Genomic DNA, 21,632 nt, shown 5'->3' with positions numbered 1-21,632 from the left:
TTTGTCTGAAATCGGTAACAAAAATAAGAGAATAATGATATATTTGCAACGAAATACTAAAAATGTTCAATCGGAAATGGCAGAATCTACTATAATCACCGGGCAATTCGTCCGTATCAGCCAAACACCCGCCAGCATTGGCGAACGATTTCTGGCATTAGTCATCGACTATATCCTGATAGGACTTTATGTATATTCCACAGCAACCCTACTCTCAAAATTCCAGGTATCTTCGGATTTTACTATGATTGTTTTTTTTGCGGTCATCTATCTGCCTGTATTATTCTATGCATTTTTATGTGAAATGTTCAACCACGGGCAGAGCCTCGGAAAGAAGCTCATGAGCATCCGGGTGGTGAAAGCCGATGGTTCCACTCCGAGCATAGGCTCTTATCTGCTTCGCTGGCTTCTCTTCCCGATTGATGTTCCCGTCACCGGAGGGCTCGGAGTATTAGTTATTTTGCTTACCAAGAACAGTCAGCGGATGGGCGACCTTGCCGCAGGCACAATGGTTATCAAGGATAAGAATTACCGCAAGATACACGTCAGTCTTGACGAGTTCGATTATCTGACAAAAGATTACTGTCCCACATATCCGCAAGCCGCCGACTTATCACTGGAACAGGTAAATGTAATCACCCGGACTTTGCAATCCGGGAAAAAGGATCGTGCACGACGCATCGTGCAGCTTGCCCGAAAAGTGCAGGAAATTCTTTCAATCACACCCCGGGATGGCGGACAGGAACAATTCCTGCAAACCATACTCCGGGATTATCAATACTATGCATTGGAAGAAATCTGACAAAGCCAACATTAAATGGTAATTTAGGGAGAACACGAATTCACCAACTACTCAATTACAAAACTTTCCGATTTAAAGTTATTATAATACCTCCCGGAAATTGCTGTAAACTTCAGCACACAATAATCCGGGTCTGTCACACCTTCCGGATAATACATGGTATCGCCTTCCTGCCATATCATCTCCTTACTGACGGCATCCGTCAGCACTTCCATCGTGCCGCGCAGCATCACTCCCCTGAAGAATCGCGTATCACAAAAGTAAATACTTGCACGATTATTCTTCCGATATTGTGCAACACGCATTGACGAAGTGTTCGTGCTCAAATAGATAACTTTTATCCCTTCCCTTTTCCGAGGCTGCAACATAGCTTTGATATTCGGGAAACCCTCTGCATCTATCGAACCGATGAAAGCGGTTTTCAACTTATCAATCATACCTCCCACTGTTTTCTCTACATCTCTCATAATCTAATAATTTTATTGGTTATTGTTGCGGCAAAGATAAACACGGCACAGAAAATCAACACAATAAAAACAAAGGGAGAAATAGCACTTTTTACGGTTTATACAGTTTCCGGTAAGCTAATGGTGTCTCTCCCGTACACTGCCGGAAACAACGCACGAAATAGGCAACGGTGGAGAAATGAAGTTCAAATGACAGGTCTGATATGGAAATATCGGTATAGATAAGCAGCTTTTTGGCCTCGTCCATAATCTTATTCAGGATATATTGTTTGGCACTGATGTTCATTGCCGAATTTACAACCTCATTCAGATAGTTGGGAGTAATACAGAGCTTATCCGCATAAAAACGGACGGAATGTTGTTCTTTCAGGTTCACTCCCACTAATTCTATAAATCTACTGACGTGAATGCTGCCGGCTTCCTTATCCTTCTCTTCCTGAGATAACATATTCAGATAAGCCCGGTTGAGCTGCATAAGGGCTTCGTAAAGTAATGCCCTCAGCACATGCACGTCATTCTGTCTGTACAAATCTATCTCTGACTTTATATCATGCAGAAGCAGAATCATGCGTTTATAAAGTTCATCAGACAGATGAAGCTTGGAAGCTGTCTTTTCCATATTGAAGAACGGAAGGTGCTGTACGAACAAAGGGTCTTTAAAGAAGGAAGACAAGAATTCATCCTCAAAAATCAATGCATAGCCATTTACGATATGAACCGTATCCCAATTCCGTATTTCTCCGGGTTTAGAGAAGAACACATCGCCGGGTATCGCCTCACACATCTGATTATCAATAGAAAAACCACCCTCGCCTTCTGTTATGAAAGTAATATCATAATAAGTCAACGTATGCACAGCCCCTTCAGCCAGAAACCGCTTCACGTATTTCAGTTCCACGACATCCACCAAAAGTTCACTCCCATACTTATGCTTATAAAACGTATACCGAGGGATTGATTTCTTCATTTAATAAACTCTTATTATGACATTACGATCCGCAAATATATTGATTCCCGTCATAAATCCACTTCCACACTTGATTTAAAATCATGTTTTTTTGCATCTGCCACGAATGAAGACTTTTTCTCCCGGACAACTGGAAGAAACGATAAGTCCGGAAGTTCTGAAAGATATGTCAGACTGGATTCTCAAATTGAAGAAGAAATAAATATCCGGAGGTTGCCGCCGATGCTTATTTATCTACAAACTTAAATTCACGCTCATTGTATCTGTCACCGACATTGGGGTACTTTTTCAACAGATGTTCTATGTATGCAATATCTTCGGCAAACAAATCCACATCGGCAGCTTTTGCATTCTCTTCCAGATACCGGGAGCGTTTGATTCCCGGTATAGATGAGATTTTCACTACATTGTATTGATTGGTTATTATTGGTAGTAAAAAATAGGAAGACATGCGAGGAGCATTACAATACAAACAAAGAATAAAATGACACTTTTCACAGCTCAAACTATTTATTATGCTAAACCACTACTTAAATAAAATATAGGTATAGATTCAACGCACTTCATATCATCTTACAAAATAAGAAGTAACACAATTTTAACTAAGACGAATAGAATTTTTGGTTATCACCTCCTCTACCTATGAGTGCCATTTAAGAAATCCTCAAAAACTTCTAAAAATACACTAAATGTCAATACAATTTTTCTACTATAATATTTAATAGCATTTCCTACATATTTTTAGGGCATATTTTAGGGTTCTATCAGGACTCTGTGGATAAGCTGAGGAATATCTTTGACAGGTTGGAATTGATAATGGAGGGAGAACCGGCAATTTATTTGTCTGATCCAGTGTGGAGAGATATTGCTATCTCACTTTGGGATACAGACGGAGACGGTTATATCTCAGAGGATGAATCTCAAATATATCGGGTAGTAAATTTTGCAGATTATTCTAATACAGGGTTAATTAAGGTACTTGATTTTAGGAATTTGCCGACTGAAGGAATCAGCAATACAAATTATCTAAGTGGAATCAAAGAGATTTATTGGGGAATAATTATGTGGGGAACGGCTCTTCCTTATGAAGGATTTAAAGAGAATCTCTCTCTTGAATTATTTGATATAGGTACTTATATTATCAATACTGAAAGAATGACGTTTCAAAATTGCACAAGCCTTAAAAAGGTTGTATTAAATAATATATTGGAACGCATTGATGGAGGCGCATTTAGCCATTGTTCTTCTTTAGTTGAGATTTCGGATATTCCAGATTCCTGTACTCGAATAGGGGGAGACTGGCAGGGAGGTTGTTTTGAGCATTGTATTTCTTTGAAACAAATCACGATTGGCACTGGAATGCAACGAATTGATGAATATTGTTTTTATGGATGTAGTTCAATGGAAAGTTTCTATATTAAAGCCACGGTACCCCCAACATTAGGCGGCAATGTATTCGGTGAAAATCCTTGTAAGATATACGTGCCCCGTTCCAGTGTAGATGCTTATAAATCGGCTATAAACTGGAATCAGTATGCGGCAAGAATATATGGATATGACTTCTAAATATCTTCCGGAGCATCTATCTTTTCATAGTGCTCCGGATAATGGTTAAAAGTCATATTCATAAATTCGATCCGCATAAGTGCTCCAGTTAGTAGCAGCCTTGTAAGCCGCACCACTTCCACGCGGGACATATATTTTACAGGGGTTATTGGTAAATACCTCTGTATCTAACTGAGGTGGTGTAATTGCTTTAATATAGAAAGACTCCATCGAAGTGCAGTCTCTGAATGTAGACCACCCTATTCTTTGCATACCCCGACCTACTGTAATAGTCTTGAGTGATGTACAGCCTCTAAATGCCTGCTGATTATATTGATTATAGAGCAACGTACAGCTATCCGGTATTTCAGATATTTCTTCAAGGGATACGCAGTTAGTAAATGCAGCAGCATTTATTACTTCCAATACATCGTTCAGTACAACCTTCTTCAACTTCGGATTATCTTTATATGCATTATTGGGTATATAGATAGCCCATGCTCCTATATCAATTAATTCAAGATGCTCAAATCCACTGAAAGGAACCGTATTGCCATTTCCCGGATTCCTGCCGCAATAGACTTCGCGCACATTTGGAATATAGGCAGGAGTTGAGTTGTAGGAACCGCCGATTGTGAGCTGTCTGAAATCCACAATTTCAATATCAGCTGATGCCTTATTAAAATTCGGTAATCGAGATATCTGTGCTTCATCAGGAGATATATATCCATCTTTATCTACATCCCAAATCGAGAGGGCAAATTCTCTGAATGCCGGGTCCGCCAAGTATATAACGGGCTCACCATCCATTACAAGAGTTAACCTGTCAAAGATATTCCTCAGCTTATCCACAGAGTCCTGATAGTACTTTGAGTGTACTGTAATCTTACCATCCAACACCGGTATAGGCTCCTCTCCGGCAAGTCCTTCAGCAGACAATCCTTCATAGGTGCCGTCTGCCAGATTTGCAAGCATATCAAGAGCGTCAGCAGTATAATATTCTTCTTCGAAACCGACCGCACGAATGTGCTTCAGCACATGATTAGCGCCTTGTGACTGCTGTGCCTCAATGATGTCAGAAAGTAGCTTCATGGGCTTCAGCAGAGGACAATTCTCAATCAAAAAGTCGGTGATATTAACGGCACATTGACCGATTCTCAAACCTTCTGTCGTCAACATTGGAAAGTTCCGGAAAGTGATATACTTATTGTCGGCCGGATACTCGATAACCTCAAGCCCTCCACCATTCGGTAATTTTATCTGGCTCAGATTAGTTCCATCTGCATAAACCTCCCGAATGTTGATTATTGCGCTTAAATCGAGAGTCCCCTGTAAAGTGGTAATATTGGATAAAAGTATCTTCTGCATACTACCGCAATCAGCAAGCGTAAGTCCTGTTATAGAGATCATTACGTCATCCGTCTTACTTCCAAGTATGAGTTCTGACAAACGCCTGCCGCGTACCACCATGGTACCGGAAACATTCTTTTTATGCCAGTCTCCAATGCTCAATAACCAGCTCGCCGCCTGAATCGCATTCTGTTGGTCGGCACTACCGCCAAGGTCGATAGTTATGCGGCATGTTTCACCTGCCTTGGTGCGTTCCCCCTGCACGATGGACGTACCGTTAGCGATTGCCGGATACATATCGAAGGCCGGAGTGATGTCATAGTCTATCAAATCTCCGGCAGCACGTACGATGATAGTGTCAGTTCCATTGGCTGAGAATAAGCCATAATTATACTTCGACATAATGTACATGATACGTTTCTTCATCCATGCCGTCTCTGCGGAGTAAAAGTCACCATGGCTCTGTGTGATGGGGTCAGTATCATTCGAATAGGAATCATTATCATAAGCTATCTTGGCTATTTCATAACGCTTGGCGTCAGCATTCACTAACGTAGCCGGGAAATACTCTTTAATCCCCAAAAAATATTTCTTGTAGAAAGCATAAGCCTTATCATAAGGAGTACCGGAAGACTGGCCGCATAAACTTTCCATAGCGGCGAACATTTTATGCATTCCGGCAGTGATTTCAGCCCTGAAAGCCAACTCCAGTAAATTCCAGAAAACAGAAGTCTCACCGTTCCAAATCGGCTGACCATTATCATAAAAATCATGCATCTCGCAGTAATACGGCTTGCGGTCCTGCCCTTGGTTATCAATAGGAAAGATGGTATCAGCATCATCCAGCCGCCAGCGCCACTTGCTTCCTGTCGTGCAGAAGCTATACGGATAAGTATTCTTCGCACGCTGGTCGGTCCCGGCCGTGAATTCCACAAAATTATAATGGAATACGGCATCATCAATGTCGAAGTATTCCGGCACGGCCGCCCGGAACAATTGCTTTCTGGAATTGATGAACAGCTCATTTAACCGGTCGGCTGTAAATGCGGACAGATCGGATGCGAGGTATGCAGCCAACTGCGTTTTCAAGTTGATCTGGCCGTCCCCAATGTCTGAAGGAATGAACTTTCCTTCCGCCGCCTCGTAATAATAGAGATTGTACAGGTTGGCATCACCGGCCTTGGCAATCCAGTACTCATAGCCCGTACTGCGATATTCAGTTATGGCATTGTTCAATTCGGCAAGTGTTCCATTGAACGGTCTGATACGATTATTGCAGGCATATACGGCATTATACGCATCTATCCATTTCTGAGCTGACAGAGGTTCCGTTTCATCGGCATTCAGTTCCCCCGCATCAAAATCCCAACAATTGGTATTGTTATACTGGAAAGCCTCTTCATCAGGATTATAGGTCCAATATGGCTTAGCAGCATTCCAGGGAACACGGAAAAGTGCACCCAACGGGGCATTGTCCGAACCTTCTACGGACAGCAAGGCAGGGAAAGCGTCCGTGTCGTAGCCGAAGCAAAGATCATCTCCCTTGTCGGGACCGAACGTAAATTCTCCCATACAGGCATATACGTCCCGCCCTTCCTCATTCACGGATTTGGAGAAACCGATAAACGGCTCCTGGTAAACAGCTACGCGTATCTCGCCATCTGCTACCATTGCCTCGTTTCTCAGCCCTATTTCTTTATATAAATCATTGAAGGCGGCCACACTTCCGGCCTTATGGTCTTGCATCGAAGATGCCCAGTTCTTCTTGGCTGTCAGACGCCCGGACTTCGGCACACCGTCGAACATGAGCACTTTGTTTTTGTCCGTAGTCCCGTCCGCATACGTGGCGATGGAGTTTATCTTATTGCCTTCAGCGTCTTTCAACCCTTTCATCTTGAAGCGGATATTCCACTCCAGATATTTCTTTGATGAAGTTCCCTGACCTTCCACCAACAGATTGGTGAGCGTGAAGTTCCTTTCTGGCTTATCCTTGAAGGAGACTTCCAGATTACCCGCCACTCCTGAAGGGTTATTCAGGTTAGGAAAAGGTTTGTCAACAACAAACACGTTGTACAGCATTTTTGTGGCATTGAAGTCAATGTTCACTCCCTCACCGTCCAATACCTGATTGATATTCTTTTCTGTTCGCTTTTCATCGGTTGTCACGAGTTGGTTGATATAATTCTTCTGTACAGCTTCCGAAGTCAGAGCCGAATCATATACGCGCAACCCATAAAGATAGAGGTTGGCATAATCATTACCCAACGCTATCTTTCCGGCGTTTTTGAAATAGTCATTACTTTCGTAGACATACTGGCGGTTCTTCTTTCCGTTGATATAGATGGCGACAATGTTGAACCCGGCATTGCCGTAAGCATCCGGCATGACAACCACTGTTAGCCGGATACGCACACCGTTATCTGTAGGAACATCCTGTGTAGTGCTTTCATGTTCAGACTGGGAGAAGAAGGAAATATTCTCGCCGGATACCCTTAGGCCGACATTTCCTTCGGCAATAGTAATAATGTTCTTCGAAGCATCCGAGGCGTTCTCCACTTTAAAATCAATCTCAATACTCTTACCCCTGCGAGCAGCTTCAATAGTGAAAGGCTGATAATCTATCACCGCAGAACTGCGGGCAAATATTTTCAATGCCTTCACACCTTCATCATCCGTCACCCATCCGTCATTGCCCCAGTTAAAATTATTCCAGATAACAGGAATCACCGACTTATCCGCCTCATTCACAATGCTGCGGCTGTTGGATTGTGAGTTACTACGTGTCTTGGGATTGATGTAAAGCACTGCACCTGCCGTGGCAGAATATCCAAGCGAATTGTTCACGCCAAACGTAATCGGTTCAATCAGATTGTTATTGCCACTGGTGACAGACACAACAACATCAAAATTCGCATCATCATCCGTATCCACTTCCATCGGATAAGTGAAAGTGTGCTTTGTATTCGTCGCAAGAGTGGTATTCTCAGAACTATATATTTCCGTTCCGTTTTTGGTTATAGCAAACAATGCGTCAGTCTGTGCAGACGAACCGTCATAAATGGCATAATCAAAGACTTTGTTATCCTGCCAGTTGGTAAGCAATCCGGCAAGGTTGTTCACACACATCAGCTTCACGGATTCACCGGAGGAAAAACACATGATGTTCACAGATACCAGTTTTGTCTGGATCGTATTGTCGGAATTCGAAAGGTAAAAGCTGACATTATACACACCGGTGGCTCCGGGATGCAGAAGCGTATAGATATAAGGAGTATCCAGATATACGGCTGTGCCAAGATTCTGGGTATAACCCTGATTGTAGTTATCTCCGGTGACTGTCACATGCAACATTTTGCTGATATTGCCATTAATAATCATTGGAATGGATATGTCTCCCGCAAAAGCCGTCCACCAGGCGAAGTTCGGCGCACTGATGCCAAGCGAAGTCAATTGCACGATATAAGTAACAGGAGCTGTAGTCTTGTCGGTATTCTCACCCTCAACGCTTACTTTGATATTATTGCTACCGCTGGTCAGCCATTCGGACACGTCCTGCTTGACTGAAACGTTAGACGATATCTCCATCCGCTTTACAACCGTGAAGTCAGCGAACTTAGAGTTCTTTATCATAACCGTACAGAGTCCCAACTCTCCGGTCGGTTTATATGGTTCACTGATGTCATCCCGATACTGTGAAACAAAGGTAAAGTCAAGCACACACTCCTCACCGTATTGTGCAGCAAATCCCAAAGAAGGCATATTATTCCGCACATACACGCTGTACATGGTTCCGGCACCCCCTGTCAGTTCCCGCACCATCTGCTCCAATGCCGCACCCATGGCACCGTCATAAGCCGTGCCCGTCGTATCGCCGATAATTAACGATGCATCCGCAAGCTCATTAATCTTCCCTACTATTTCGTTCAGCTCTTCCGCTTTCAGAACATTACCCTTGACGAATGTCTTATCCAATCTGTCCATAATACTATCCTAATATATCATTATCCAATATTCCCGAATCCAGTGTAAAATCAAGGTTCTCTACAATCTTCCCGCCCGGAGCGGACAGAGCATGCATAATCAGGTTTGTCTCAAGCATGGCGTTATCTGCCATATCCGATTCAATACGGCTGATAACAGCACGAGTGGCATGCCCCTGTTCATCCACCTTTCGCAAACTCATCACAAACCTTATGTATCCCATGTCAACAGCCTCCCAACAGATTTATTACCTCACGCTTGATAGCTGCTATAAACGAAGATTGTTTCACCACCTCAATAATAGCCTTGCAATAACGCTCCGGTACTTCCACTTCCCCATCAGAGTAGTAGATTGTACGAGCCAGATCCTCGAAGCCGATATCAAGTAAAATACTTCCGTTGTACATCATCAAATTACCCAAGTCATGGGTAATATTGAAAGTCTTTTTAGCTCCTTCAAATGAAATCTGCGCTTCAATAGCTTTAAAATTTACTTTCATAATTTACATTTTAATCATAATTCATATAACTGTAGAGCCACACATGATTGTGCGCATCATATATATATACATGCCATCGGTCTGTTGAGAAAAACGAACCTGACGAGGATATGGTATCTCTACCGGAAGCATTAACATTAACTTTCTTTCTATTCAATGACATCATCCAGAATTCCTGTCCGTCTTCGGCTTCATCAGGGAGAGTTACCGTTACCTCTTCTGTATTCACGCAACATACGATGCTGTCATATTTGCTTAGAACTGTACTTATCCTTACTCTACGAAGCCTCCTGCGCAGACCACATACATTTCCACGTGAAATGCGGATTGCATTATTCCCCAAACTATAATTTCCATCGTCTATCGAGGCACCGGTAATATCAATCAGAATACCAGTTTTAGTAGAAGAAGAGGTCGGTTTTGTATCAATAAACCGTCCAAGTATATCTTCACCAAGCGAACTCCAAGTTCCGACAATTACCTGTCTACTATCATCATTAAAACCTATCATTCTATTATAGAGAAACATACCATTTCCACCGGAACTGTCGGGATCGGCTTCTATCCCTATCCTGCCACTACTAATTTCAAAATTGCCAATTGTACCGCTTTTAGCATTGACGTTGTTCAATGTTATATTATCCAGTGTAGCGTCTATTCCGTTTATTTCTCCTGATAACGTCAGATTATGAGCAGTTATATTATTCAATGTGGCATCTATCCCGTCAATATTGCCTGATAATGTCAAATTATTGGCTGTTATATTATTCAATGTCAAATTACTATCTTCATCCACAACAAAACTACCGTTGATTATTGTTTTCCCGGTAAACTCAATTCGGTCGGCGCCCATCTCTATCACATCCCCTAAATTACGCATATATGCTGTTGTAGCATTGTTAGATGGTCGCCAATGTTCTATATTAAATGCTGTACCCGCTGTTTTAGCCACTTGACACACAAGAGTATCATTTTCATACAACCTTTCATCGCCTTGGCTATAAGTGGCATTCACCCACAAATCGCCAACATCATAAGCCTGCGCATCAGTAGGTTCTGCAATAAATGTCCGCCGCTTCCCGTCAGCCGTATCCTGCGCTTTGGATGCATCTTCCAATGCCTTCACAGTCTGTTGATCTGCTATACTATTCCACATCCATATATCGCCATCTTTCTCAAATCGGTACGCATAACCGGTCAGGCGATTATAGAACATATCCTGCTCGTGCATAATTTTCAGCGCATCGGTGTCCCAGTCTGCTGCCGGTAGATTATCCATAGCCGGATCATAGTCAAAAAACCAGAGTGTATATTCCTTATCTGTCTGCTCCTTTATCAGACCAAGGTCCGCCTGAAGTTCATTGAACATACTATCATAACTCTTCCCGGTCGCTTCGGAAATAAACTGCCCGATAAATTTGTTCAGGAGCGGAGAGATAATGGTAACTTCTCTGCCCTCCAAAGAATATGAATCAATGCCTTTATACTGTTTGATAGAAGGAGCATCTTCACCTACCGTTGAAAGGATTATCGCATTCTGCCGTGTCGCGTCCGTCCGGTTGCCAAGCTGCACGATGGAATCGCCGGCTTCAGGGACACCGCTGCCCGTATCACAATCCGCTTTTGAAAGATCGACATAATTATCACCTATAGCAACCACCAAACGCCAATAATAGTTATTAGTAGCATTATGAGATGTTCCTTCCTTAATATTGAAGGTCTGTGCACGCACCTGGTCATCGATCCGAAATTCCTGTATGATGGATTTGTCCCCGTTATCCTGCTCAAAGTAACAACGGTAACAGGTATCGTACTCCTCCACTTTTACGCACTTCATTGATGCCGGAGTCAGAATGATTTCCCCACCGACGTATGATAAGCGTTTGATAATCAATTCAACGAAATATGCCAATTTCCGCACGAGGAGTTCGTCCACCTCAAGATAAGACCTTCCCGCCTCCTGATTATATTTAAGGCTGAATCCGGTTCCCAAATCTCCGGAAACAAAATCGGAAGACACGATGCCGAAGATATTCTTAAGTTCGTCAAAAATAGCCGTAACCACATTGGAATCACTGACAGATATGCCATGCCCGCTATTACCTACATATAAGCCTTCAAGAAAAGTGGTGATTTTAGCAGCAATATCCGCCACATCCTTCCGTAAAAACTTATCATAGACCGGGCTGTCAGCATCTACGTCATGCGCCTTGTCGGCATGACCGGCCTTGTCGGCATCAATGGCATGACCGGCTTCGTCCGCATATCCCGCCTTAGCCTTTTTCTCGACACTTTCATAATCCGTACCGCCTGCATTCTCTTCCAACTTAGTTAAGTAAATATAGCGGTCATTATCCGTCCTTATTTCATCTAAAATAGATTTATTAGCATGAGTATGCCCATCACCGGCAGTAGTCATAGAAGAACCTTCCACAGATACAATTGTACTTGAATCGCCTGAAGTTCCAGATACTCCTTGCTCACGAAGTCTTTTACTGCGAGGAATAGCCGCACGAACGACTGTCTCAGCTATATATTTCTTTTCCATATTTTTACTTGTTATCAGATGTATATTCATCCGGACGAAACTCTACTATTTCCAATTCGTTTTCATCAGAAATGACATTCTGCGTATCACTTAAGCAAATAAAACGTTTCCCGGTCTGACATTTTTCTGTATAAACAGACAAATCACCAACCAGTATTCCGGTCGTACCTACCAATTGTGTCTTTCGTTCGGCGAACTGACTATACATTGTCCCAATAAAAAGTTGTTCCGCCTGTGTCGTTCGTCCGGCACGAGCCAACTTCATAATCTGCAATTTATTTGCGGATTGGCACAGTACTCCTTTTGCCGTCGGACAAATATCCGCCATCGTACCACAGATTGTATCCAATTTAACCCCATCTTTTGCCGCTTCATTAATGAGCCCCGTATATTCAATGTTACCACTCTCCGCGTCACTATATACGGTATTTCCACGCACTACTTCTATCTTTGGAGTCTTATACAACATCCACCGTATCTTTTTATACCACTCATCACCAACGACCGTATTTGTTTTCTTGGTCCATTCCGTAACCCATATCCCCACATATATACAAACTTCCAAATACCCTCCTTTTTCAGGATAAGGTATATATTCCCCTTCTTTCATTTTCTTGAAAGAATCAAACAAGTCATTATGAGTAAGCCCTATACACTGCCTGTTCTTTTTCCAGCCTAATAAGCCCGAAGAATAACGCCTGTCCTCCGGATCATACCATTCCAGCCAACAGCTACCGTAAGTAGCTTTACCCGGTAACCATTTCCCCTTTGTGTATGCCAGACTACCCATTTTATCTGAACTTTCAGCAATTTCCTTATTTGAATAGTGCATCAGAGCATTTCCTTCTTCGTCATAAAGCGTTACCGTAGCAGGGACCATCACAAAATTAAACTTGCCCTTCATTGAATCATAATTCTTCTTTTCATTTGCATCATTAGGTTCGGTAAACGGGTTATAACGGGCATCTATCAGCATCTCCATGCTTAAACGAATATAAAATTTCTTCTGATCCGCCGTTTCCAATGCAGGCACAAATACACGATGCGTTTTCATCAATACAGTTTCCTGTTTGGAGGTTTGCAAATTCAATTTTCGTTTTGGCCATCCGGTGGTCAAGCCACCATGTCCACCGGTATAGAAGCTGAAAGCAACACCCGATGCTTCCGCGCCTCCCAATAACGGCTGAATATGGAAATAAGAAGCGGCAGCATACTTTTCAACAAGTCCCGTCCCTTCATTACTCAAGAAAATGGTAAATGAAAGCAGAGAATAGTCCCATGTATCATCTATCTTATGATCATCCGCATAATCAATATAGTAAGAGTAATACTCACCATCTATTGGCTTATCACTTGTAAGATTTGTTTTGTCTTCAGAATATTCATCAGTATAATCAATATCCCGATCTATCAGCTTAGCATTCGAGTAGGGTGAAAAAGTAACCCTGACATTATTAATAACCTTATCAACACCCATCTTTTGATCATCACTTGTCCATACTATATTCCTGACTTGCGCACTCAAGTAAAGCCCATTCAAATCATATACCCATATCTTTCCGTTCTTCTGTATCAGTCTTAAAGCAAGTGGTTGTAACATCCCCTCTATCACTTCATAAAGCGTACAGGCTTCACCGTCTTCATCATAAAAGTTATCGCTCCGAACACTTATTTCATCTAAAGTCGCTCTTGTGCCACCTTCTTCCAGATAAGTACTCAGATAATCCTGATTTAGCTCTCCATATTGTATTTTACTCCTACGGAGAGCATACTGTAATATATTCTCCAATGTACGCGTACCCGTCAGGTCATATTTCAGACGGTCCAGAATACCAAAATCACTGAATGTAAGCTTCACTTCATATTCATCGAAGGCAGAGTAAGGTTCTTCGTAGAATTCCGGATCAAGCGCACCACTCCAGTAAAGCAGTCCGTTACGTAACACTTCCAGACGTATGCTACCAGGCAGGATAATATAAAGGTCCTCATAAGTCCGGTCGCCTGGGCTTACAATGGTCAGCGAGGCGGTACTACCGCATATCACTTCTTCTTTGTCCGTATGTGCCCATTCTATTACTAATGGACTGTCTGCCGGAAACCGTAGTACGCCTATCGATGTAAACGGCTCATCCGCTTCCTGATAGATATCTACTCTCCAAACTATATTCTCATGGCTGAGAAATTGTCCTGAATATCGTAAATGCTCCATAATCCTATCATTGAAAATTTATAATCGTTTATCAACTTCTCCTAATCAGGTTATTTTCCCGTTCCAGTATTCCTACCAATGTGCGACCCTCTATTTTGAATACAACTTTTCCACCGTTTCCACCATCTGCAGGCTGTATCAACTGTCTCAATCTATTCAGCGGCGCCACCACTTCGGGGTTATTCATCGCACCCGTATATTCACCGAAAAGACCTAAAGTCGGGCCATAGGCTATACCACCATAAGCAAACTTAGGCAGATTAGCCAAAGCACCCAATACACTTGCCACAGCCGCAATAGCCAATATAGGTCCTACAATAGGAATACTCGACATACTGGCAGCCGCCCCTGTTGCAGCGACAGTTGTGTTAGCCGTAGCCTGAGTGGATTGGATGCCTAATAATGCCAAAACTTGCGGAATAGCCTGCCCTATTGCCTGCACTGCATTGGCTCCCCACTGTAACCATTCACCTGCCGCTCCACCTATCAAGTTACCCACATTTCCCATCGCATTACCTACCGCTCCCATATTATCCGTCAGTTCCTGATTCTTTTCTCTTGCCAATCCCACAGCCTCATTCCATCTCTCCATACCGGTTAAGGGTTCTTGAATATCAAAGTTCATCGGTTCGAGTTTCATATCTTTCAAACCTCCATCTTTGACGCCAAGTTCTAAAGAACTAGTCGTATCAAATCTTCCATCAACAGGAGCCGCATCTAAATCAGTCGGTTTCACCGGATGCGCTGCCTGAAAATTCATCTTATTTATAATAGATTGGGCTGAAGCTATATCAGACTGCAAATTGGCAATATCTACTGAAAAAGTAACGATTGCCTCAAGAGGTGCCTTTCGCTGCCTTTCTCTTAAATCAGAGAGTTTCGCTTCTAAATCAGCCAAACTTCCTTCGGCCGACTCAATATCTACATGGGAGGTGATAGTTATTGTATTGCCATTTGTATCACTATCCGTCTTCGGTTCTACATTCGTCGAAGACAGTAAATCACCCGGACCACCAAACATGACCTTTGCATCAGCTATTTCCTTTTCATAGATACCTTTAGCTTTACGAACGTCAGAAATGCTTTGATAAATATAGTTTGCCACAAAATTATCCCGATGTGCAAAGCCTTCCGGGTCCATCCATGTTGTTTCTAATTTAGACAGGATATCTTGCGCTTCTTTAGGGATATTTTTCCCACTACGTATTGCATAAAGAATCTGCCCCATAGCTTTTCCTGCTTCCTGAGATGATAGTTTCCCATCCCCGGAACCGATATTTCCATAAAGCCTTTCTCTTATATTCTTTATAGCATCAGCTTCTTTCCCGGTATAAACATCTGCTGCTCCGGCAGTTGCAGACTCCATTGCACGGGCACGAGCGGAATTAACTATCGCTTCGCTCAGTTTGTCATAAGCCTTTCGAGCTGTATCTGCATTGGTGATTTCAATACCCATCTTATCAAGATAGCCACCATATTTGGCCACAATGTTGTCTTTTGCCTTTTGCCATTCTTCAGTGCCTTCGCGAGCTTTATTCAAAGGGGTAAAGAGATTATCCAAAGTAAGACGCTCTGTAGCAACTTCTTTGTTCATCGTAGTCATTACACCGTTTAAACGCCCGTGAGCCTTAGCCGCATCACTACTACCTGAACAGAATTTATATATAGCAACGGCAGCACCGGCTATTAAAGTAGCACCTAATATCCAAGGACTTGCTGCCAAAGCAATATTTAAGGCTTTGGTGGCACCAGTAGTGGTGGAAATTGCTGCACGAGCAGTTAAAACTTGCATCTGATACACGTACACAGCTCTTTTCCCAAAATCTAGAACTTTATTATAGACATCTTGAGCTAGAGAAACGGCTTTCGTTGAAATTCCAACTTTATCCAAAGCCTTATAAAGACCAAGTAAAACCGTTATACCTGATGCGTTCTCAGAAAAAACAGCAAAATAGGCTCCAATATCTCCTGCCATATTTATCCACTTAATTCTAGCTTCATCTATTGGATTTTGCATCATATCCACTTGCTTCGATACAGTAGATGCCATTTTTTGAGCATTACCTTGTATATCAACTAATAGCCTATTAATTTCTCTAAGAGAAACAGAAGGATTATTTTTCAAAGCAAAGTCAATAATATATGTTTTATTTTCCATAACTTTGTAATATTATTAAATGATTAATATTATGGGACCATATTGGGTACTAATTTTCATAATTCTAGGTTCTATTGGAATTTGGAATATTTTGGGTATGTTAGAAGGTAAGGACAACTCCCCAAAAGAGCCACCTAAGCTCAGTAAATTTGAACAAAAATTAAAAGCTTCCGCACAAAAAAGCCGAGAAGAAGCACTCAAAGCACGTGAAGAGTTACAACAACTTCGTGAAAAGCTTGCACGCGAAAAAGAAGAAAGAGAACGACAAAAGGAAGAAGAAAAACATCGCAAAAAAGAAGAGAAGCAAGCAAAAAATAAATAATTTTTTCTTGCTGTGCCTTCTACCGCTCCCATATTATCCGTCAGTTCCTGATTCTTTTCCCTTGCCAATCCCACAGCCTCATTCCATCTCTCCATACCGGTTAAGGGTTCTTGAATATCAAAGTTCATCGGTTCGAGTTTCATATCTTTCAAACCTCCATCTTTGACGCCAAGTTCTAAAGAACTAGTCGTATCAAATCTTCCATCAACAGGAGCCGCATCTAAATCAGTCGGCTTCACCGGATGCGCTGCCTGAAAATTCATCTTATTTATAATAGATTGGGCTGAAGCTATATCAGACTGCAAATTGGCAATATCTACTGAGAAAGTAACGATTGCCTCAAGAGGTGCCTTTCGCTGTTTCTCTCTTAAATCGGAAAGTTTCGCTTCTAAATCAGCCAAACTGCCTTCGGCAGGTTTCAATTCTATATAAGGAGTAATAGAAGGTGTATTCTTATCATCCTTATTATTCTTATCATTGTCACTATTCGTTACAGCCGCATTGCCTGTTGGAACCTCAGCTCCCGATGATACTCCCAACAGATTATCAGTTCTTCCAAACATAGCTTTCGCATCAGCCATTTCTTTCTTATAAACATCCTGTGCCTTACGCACATCGTTCAACCTTTTATAAATATATTCGGCTAAAGGATTAATTATATAGCTTCCAAACTGATTGGAATAACTAGTTTTGGCACTTTCCAGTATTTCTTGTGCTTCTTTCGGAATATCGCTTCCACTACGTATAGCATCCCGAATTTGCATAAAAGCCTCTTCCGCCTGATCGGCAGTTATTTTTCCCGCTCCTTCACCGATACCTTTATTTAAGTGGTTACGAATATCTTTCAATGCATTTGTTTCAGACTCTGCATACACCTCGCCAGCTCCGGATGTCGCTTTTTCCATAGCACGAGAACGGGCTGTATTCAAAATAGCCTCACTCAGTTTATCATACGCAATTCGAGCTGTATCTGCATTGGTTATTTCAATACCCATTTTCTCAAGATAATCACCGTACTTAGCAACAATGTCATCTTTTGCTTTCTGCCATTCTTCTGTTCCTTCACGGGCTTTATTCAAGGGGGTAAAGAGATTATCCAAAGCAAGACGCTCCGTAGCCACTTCTTTATTCATCGTAGTCATTATGTCATTCAAGCGCCCTTGGGCTTTAGCCGCATCATTACTACCTGAACAGAATTTATATATAGCAACCGCCGCACCAGCAATCAAAGTGGCTCCTAATATCCAAGGACTAGCTGCCAAAGCGATATTTAAGGCTTTGGTGGCACCAGTAGTGGTAGAAATTGCTGTACGGGCAATGCCCATCTGAATTTGATAGACAGTCCATGCCTCTTTACCTAAAAGTACAATTTTATTATATGCATTCTGAGCCATAGATGTAATTTTTGTTGTAGCTCCAATATCATTTAAATAACTTTTAATTTCAATAAGACTAGCAATCCCAGCAGCATTTTCGGAAATAACAGCAAAATAAGCTCCCGCACTTCCAGTCAAGTTTAACCACTTTTCTCTAGCTTCATCTATTGGAGTCTGCATCATACTTATTTGTTGCGACATTAGGCTTGTCATTTTTTGTGTACTACCCTGTATCTCAACCATAAGTTTATTAATTTCTCGAAGAAGTCCAGAAGGATTATTTTTCAAGTTAAATGTTATGTCGTATGTAATCTTTTCCATATATTTGCAAGTAAAATAAATAATTTGATTATGGGACCTTACATTGTACTACTATTTTTAATTCTCGCAGGATTGGGAGCTTGGAACATAGGTGGCAAATTATCAAACCTTAATAAAACTCCTAAAGAACCTCCAAAACCAAGCGAGTTTGAGCAAAAGATGAAAGATTCTGTGCTTAAAAGCCAAGAAAGGCTACAACAAAGACAAGAAGAATTAAAGCAAGTACGTGAGAATTTAGCACGAATTAAAGAAGAAAAGGAAGAAGAAAAACGTCGCAAAAAAGAAGAAAAACAAGCTAAACATAAATAATTTTTCAACCATCCCTTTTTCATCATATCCCATAGTCTCTTCATTTCCATTTTTTGAACAGACAAAAGAACTGACATACCTTGAATATTCTTCTGTATATCAAGCAATATATTACTCATTTCTCGAAGAACTCCTGAAAGGGTATTTTTCAAATTAAATACTATATCATATGTTATTTTTTCCATATCTTTGTAACATAATTATTAAAGATTAAACATATGGGGCCTTATATTATACTAATTTGTCTCATACTTGGTGCCATAGGAGCATGGAGTATAGGTGGGATGTTATCTAAAAATGATACTTCTAAAAATGAGCCTTCACAACTCAGCAAATTTGAATAAAAAATGAAAGCTTCTGCACAAAAAAGCCGAGAAGAAGCACTCAAAGCACGTGAAGAGTTACAACAACTTCGTGAAAAGCTTGCACGCGAAAAAGCAGAAAGAGAACGACAAAAGGAAGAAGAAAAACGTCGCAAAAAAGAAGAAAAGTGAGCTAAATACAAAGAAGAAGCTCTAATGAATCATAAAAAGTTACAACACCTTCGTAAAAAAGATGCAAATTCATCGGATGAGAACAACTCCTCAAATGATAAAGAAAAGTAAATAACACCCCTTCTTTACCCCCATTTCTTTGCTATCTCTTCGAACCTTTCCTTTGTACTAACTTCTTTCTTAGTTTCTTGTTCCCGTTTCCTCTCCCACGAGAATCTGCATACATCTGTCGGGCTTAACTTCTTTTTACTATACGGTTGCAATATGCAACAGGCCAAAAAAGCGTGTCTGCTCCCAACCATCCTGCACATTCCGCTCATCATGTTGCTGCCAAACCCGATAGATAGCTGCAAACTCAGCAGGGGTGCATCGGCGAAAATCGTCTAAACTTATCCCAATACACCCCATTGCCAAACCTAACAGTTCTTCAATGCCTGCGACTTCCTTGCCTACCCCTTTTTTTTTGAACCATCCTCACCACCGGCACTCACACTTTCCTGAAAACGATTGAACTCGCTCAGATCGATCCCGTCAGCAAAACGTTCAAAATTAAGGTCAAACGCCACTTCATCCGCCCTGCAAGCCGAACGCACACAGCAGAACATAAACATTGTCAGCAGTTCCATATCGGCACCGATTTCATTGACGTCCTTACCCGTCGCCCGCTTGAAGTCAATCATAGCACCCATCGTCACCCGGTTAGGATATTCCTTACCGTACAATACTACTTTGTTCATACTCATGCTTTAGGTGCAACGACTTTTACTTCCACAGGCCCGCTATTCTCCAGCGAAATGCTGTAAGTAGCGTCATCATCGGCAGCAGAAACTTCTTCCAACGAAGTAATAATGAAATTGCCCTGGCGATACTTCGTGTCTTCTTCCCCACGAAGCGCATACTTCACGGGAACGGGCATCCCGTTTTCCCACATCTCCAGTAGTTTGTCATAGCCCATGCCATCACCGTAAAAAACAAATCCTTCGGAACTGATGCTTACGCTCAATCCACTCACGGATTTCTCTTTCCATTTACCGGCAGCGGCAGCCTTTGCCTTCTCTTCCAATGTCGGTTTCACTGCACGGTCTTTGGTTTCAGCCGTGTTAGTAATCGTACAAGTTTTACTGTGTCCCAGAGGATTAAATACATCCTCTACCAAAATGCCTACCAAGAGGTCACTTCCATGAACATAATCCAAATTTTCATTTTCCATAAATTAGTTTTTAAGTTTAAAAAATCATTTATTGTCACGTTATACTTTCTTTCGCTTTCTGTTTAGTTGGCTATTTTTGTATATTTACGGCTGTTTGTATTTCTTAGGTTTCGCAATTATAGGAAATAATCTAATACAAAACAAATAAAATCGGAGATAATTTCCTACTTATTGCATAATTTTATATAGGAGGGTTGTTCTATGATATTACAGCGGATCAAAGAATATATTGATTTAAAGGGTATTTCTATCTCCGCTTTTGAGAAAAGTATCGGAATGTCAAATGCTTCTTTTGGACGTTCCCTGAAAAACAATGGGGCTATCGGCACCGACAAATTAGAAAATATTCTAAGAATATATCAAGAAATCAACCCGGATTGGTTGCTTACCGGACAAGGCAATATGGTACGTTCCGGTTCGAAGCTAACACTTCCGTCCCCGGTAACAGAAAAAAAGGGGATTCCCCTAATTTCCTACCAAACATTACCGACGCTATTTGCCGGTAAAAAGGGAACATTCTCTCAAGCTACGGAATATTTCTCCCTACCTCTATTCAATGAAGCGGACTTTCTGATTCCGGTAAAAGACAACAGTATGGCTCCACAATATAAAGGTAGTGATATCATAGCCTGCAAATGCCTTTCCAACGAAGGGCTTTTCTTCCAATGGAACAAAATCTATCTGCTGCTCACCCCGCAGGGGGCACTCATAAAACGAATACATCCGGGAAAAGACGAAGAACACCTGACGCTTGTCTCCGACCATACTGATTACCCACCTTTCCAATTACACCGTTCTTTAATAGATAATGTAGCATTGGTGCTGGGAGGGTTATCCGTAGAATAGTCTATCCAAGTCTTACCAAATGATATACCGTCCCCCTATTCGACTTCTTGCAAGGGATATCCAATTTCTTCAGCGAACGGCCGAAGTGCCCTATTTTGCTGACCGACAGTTTATCGCGGGTTTTCTGCTGTAGATAATTGAATATCTCCATTGCGGTCAGCATAATTAAGAAATAGGCAGGCATTTACTTGACTTAGCCCTGTTTATTTTGTATCTTTGTGGTAACA

The 21,632-nt window shown here is 41.7% G+C and carries 17 protein-coding genes and 1 pseudogene; 5 read left to right on the top strand and 13 right to left on the bottom strand.

What is annotated here, in order from left to right:
• Positions 1 to 76: 76 nt before the first annotated feature.
• Positions 77 to 802, top strand: coding sequence for an RDD family protein (locus BN161_RS25900; RefSeq protein WP_044271801.1), 726 nt, complete (start codon positions 77 to 79; stop codon positions 800 to 802).
• A 47-nt stretch (positions 803 to 849) separates the two neighbouring features.
• Here the strand turns inward: BN161_RS25900 and BN161_RS25895 are convergent, their stop codons facing one another.
• The 3 genes from BN161_RS25895 to BN161_RS28965 form a co-directional block, all read right to left on the bottom strand.
• Positions 850 to 1,269 carry a pyridoxamine 5'-phosphate oxidase family protein gene (locus tag BN161_RS25895; RefSeq protein ID WP_044271800.1) on the bottom strand — a complete coding sequence of 140 codons (420 nt, stop codon included), beginning with the start codon at positions 1,267 to 1,269 and terminating at the stop codon, positions 850 to 852.
• 91 nt (positions 1,270 to 1,360) lie between these two features.
• Positions 1,361 to 2,236: a helix-turn-helix domain-containing protein gene (locus tag BN161_RS25890; RefSeq protein ID WP_044271798.1), complete on the bottom strand. Its 876-nt coding sequence runs from the start codon at positions 2,234 to 2,236 to the stop codon at positions 1,361 to 1,363.
• Positions 2,237 to 2,462: 226 nt separating this feature from the next.
• Positions 2,463 to 2,639 carry a hypothetical protein gene (locus tag BN161_RS28965; RefSeq protein WP_244436626.1) on the bottom strand — a complete coding sequence of 59 codons (177 nt, stop codon included), beginning with the start codon at positions 2,637 to 2,639 and terminating at the stop codon, positions 2,463 to 2,465.
• Between the two features lie 413 nt (positions 2,640 to 3,052).
• Here BN161_RS28965 and BN161_RS25885 point away from each other — a divergent pair, with 413 nt between their 5' ends.
• Positions 3,053 to 3,802 carry a leucine-rich repeat domain-containing protein gene (locus BN161_RS25885; RefSeq protein ID WP_044271797.1) on the top strand — a complete coding sequence of 250 codons (750 nt, stop codon included), beginning with the start codon at positions 3,053 to 3,055 and terminating at the stop codon, positions 3,800 to 3,802.
• Between the two features lie 45 nt (positions 3,803 to 3,847).
• On the opposite strand, the gene BN161_RS25880 is transcribed toward BN161_RS25885, so the two are convergent.
• The 7 genes from BN161_RS25880 to BN161_RS25850 are packed head-to-tail and all read right to left on the bottom strand — an operon-like array spanning position 3,848 to position 18,546.
• Positions 3,848 to 9,112, bottom strand: a complete 5,265-nt coding sequence (locus BN161_RS25880) for a leucine-rich repeat protein (RefSeq protein WP_052356427.1) — start codon at positions 9,110 to 9,112, stop codon at positions 3,848 to 3,850.
• 4 nt (positions 9,113 to 9,116) lie between these two features.
• A complete protein-coding gene (locus BN161_RS25875) occupies positions 9,117 to 9,314 on the bottom strand; it encodes a hypothetical protein (protein ID WP_226810769.1) in 198 nt (65 codons plus the stop codon).
• A gap of 22 nt (positions 9,315 to 9,336) precedes the next feature.
• Complete coding sequence (locus BN161_RS25870; RefSeq protein WP_044271795.1) at positions 9,337 to 9,612, bottom strand: hypothetical protein; 276 nt, start codon at positions 9,610 to 9,612, stop codon at positions 9,337 to 9,339.
• Positions 9,613 to 9,622: 10 nt separating this feature from the next.
• The gene (locus tag BN161_RS28345) at positions 9,623 to 12,160 is read right to left on the bottom strand and encodes a hypothetical protein (RefSeq protein ID WP_125910934.1); all 2,538 of its coding nucleotides are present in this window, start codon (positions 12,158 to 12,160) and stop codon (positions 9,623 to 9,625) included.
• Between the two features lie 4 nt (positions 12,161 to 12,164).
• Positions 12,165 to 14,369 carry a hypothetical protein gene (locus tag BN161_RS25860; protein ID WP_044271794.1) on the bottom strand — a complete coding sequence of 735 codons (2,205 nt, stop codon included), beginning with the start codon at positions 14,367 to 14,369 and terminating at the stop codon, positions 12,165 to 12,167.
• A gap of 31 nt (positions 14,370 to 14,400) precedes the next feature.
• Positions 14,401 to 16,527, bottom strand: a complete 2,127-nt coding sequence (locus BN161_RS25855) for a phage tail tape measure protein (protein WP_052356425.1) — start codon at positions 16,525 to 16,527, stop codon at positions 14,401 to 14,403.
• Between the two features lie 15 nt (positions 16,528 to 16,542).
• Positions 16,543 to 18,546: a hypothetical protein gene (locus tag BN161_RS25850; RefSeq protein ID WP_125910933.1), complete on the bottom strand. Its 2,004-nt coding sequence runs from the start codon at positions 18,544 to 18,546 to the stop codon at positions 16,543 to 16,545.
• 30 nt (positions 18,547 to 18,576) lie between these two features.
• Between BN161_RS25850 and BN161_RS25845 the strand changes: the two genes are divergently transcribed.
• Positions 18,577 to 18,855 carry a hypothetical protein gene (locus tag BN161_RS25845; protein WP_044271790.1) on the top strand — a complete coding sequence of 93 codons (279 nt, stop codon included), beginning with the start codon at positions 18,577 to 18,579 and terminating at the stop codon, positions 18,853 to 18,855.
• A 347-nt stretch (positions 18,856 to 19,202) separates the two neighbouring features.
• Positions 19,203 to 19,349, top strand: coding sequence for a hypothetical protein (locus BN161_RS30020; RefSeq protein ID WP_167332578.1), 147 nt, complete (start codon positions 19,203 to 19,205; stop codon positions 19,347 to 19,349).
• A gap of 449 nt (positions 19,350 to 19,798) precedes the next feature.
• Here BN161_RS30020 and BN161_RS25835 read toward each other — a convergent pair whose 3' ends face one another.
• Together BN161_RS25835 and BN161_RS25830 are read right to left on the bottom strand one after the other, a co-directional pair.
• A complete protein-coding gene (locus tag BN161_RS25835; protein ID WP_044271815.1) occupies positions 19,799 to 20,086 on the bottom strand; it encodes a hypothetical protein in 288 nt (95 codons plus the stop codon).
• A 2-nt stretch (positions 20,087 to 20,088) separates the two neighbouring features.
• Positions 20,089 to 20,559 carry a phage tail tube protein gene (locus BN161_RS25830; protein ID WP_044271789.1) on the bottom strand — a complete coding sequence of 157 codons (471 nt, stop codon included), beginning with the start codon at positions 20,557 to 20,559 and terminating at the stop codon, positions 20,089 to 20,091.
• Between the two features lie 201 nt (positions 20,560 to 20,760).
• Here BN161_RS25830 and BN161_RS25825 point away from each other — a divergent pair, with 201 nt between their 5' ends.
• On the top strand, positions 20,761 to 21,405 hold the full coding sequence (locus BN161_RS25825) for a LexA family transcriptional regulator (protein ID WP_044271788.1): 645 nt from the start codon (positions 20,761 to 20,763) through the stop codon (positions 21,403 to 21,405).
• Position 21,406: 1 nt separating this feature from the next.
• On the opposite strand, the pseudogene BN161_RS25820 reads toward BN161_RS25825, so the two are convergent.
• Positions 21,407 to 21,565 (bottom strand): annotated as a pseudogene (locus BN161_RS25820) (DUF3874 domain-containing protein); the annotation flags it as partial.
• Positions 21,566 to 21,632 lie beyond the last annotated feature (67 nt).

The sequence above is a fragment of the Bacteroides timonensis genome (genome assembly GCF_000513195.1).
In the GTDB taxonomy this organism is placed as follows: domain Bacteria; phylum Bacteroidota; class Bacteroidia; order Bacteroidales; family Bacteroidaceae; genus Bacteroides; species Bacteroides timonensis.
The sequence above is the reverse complement of the archived record's forward strand: the minus strand, read 5'-3'. Positions and strand labels throughout refer to the sequence as shown.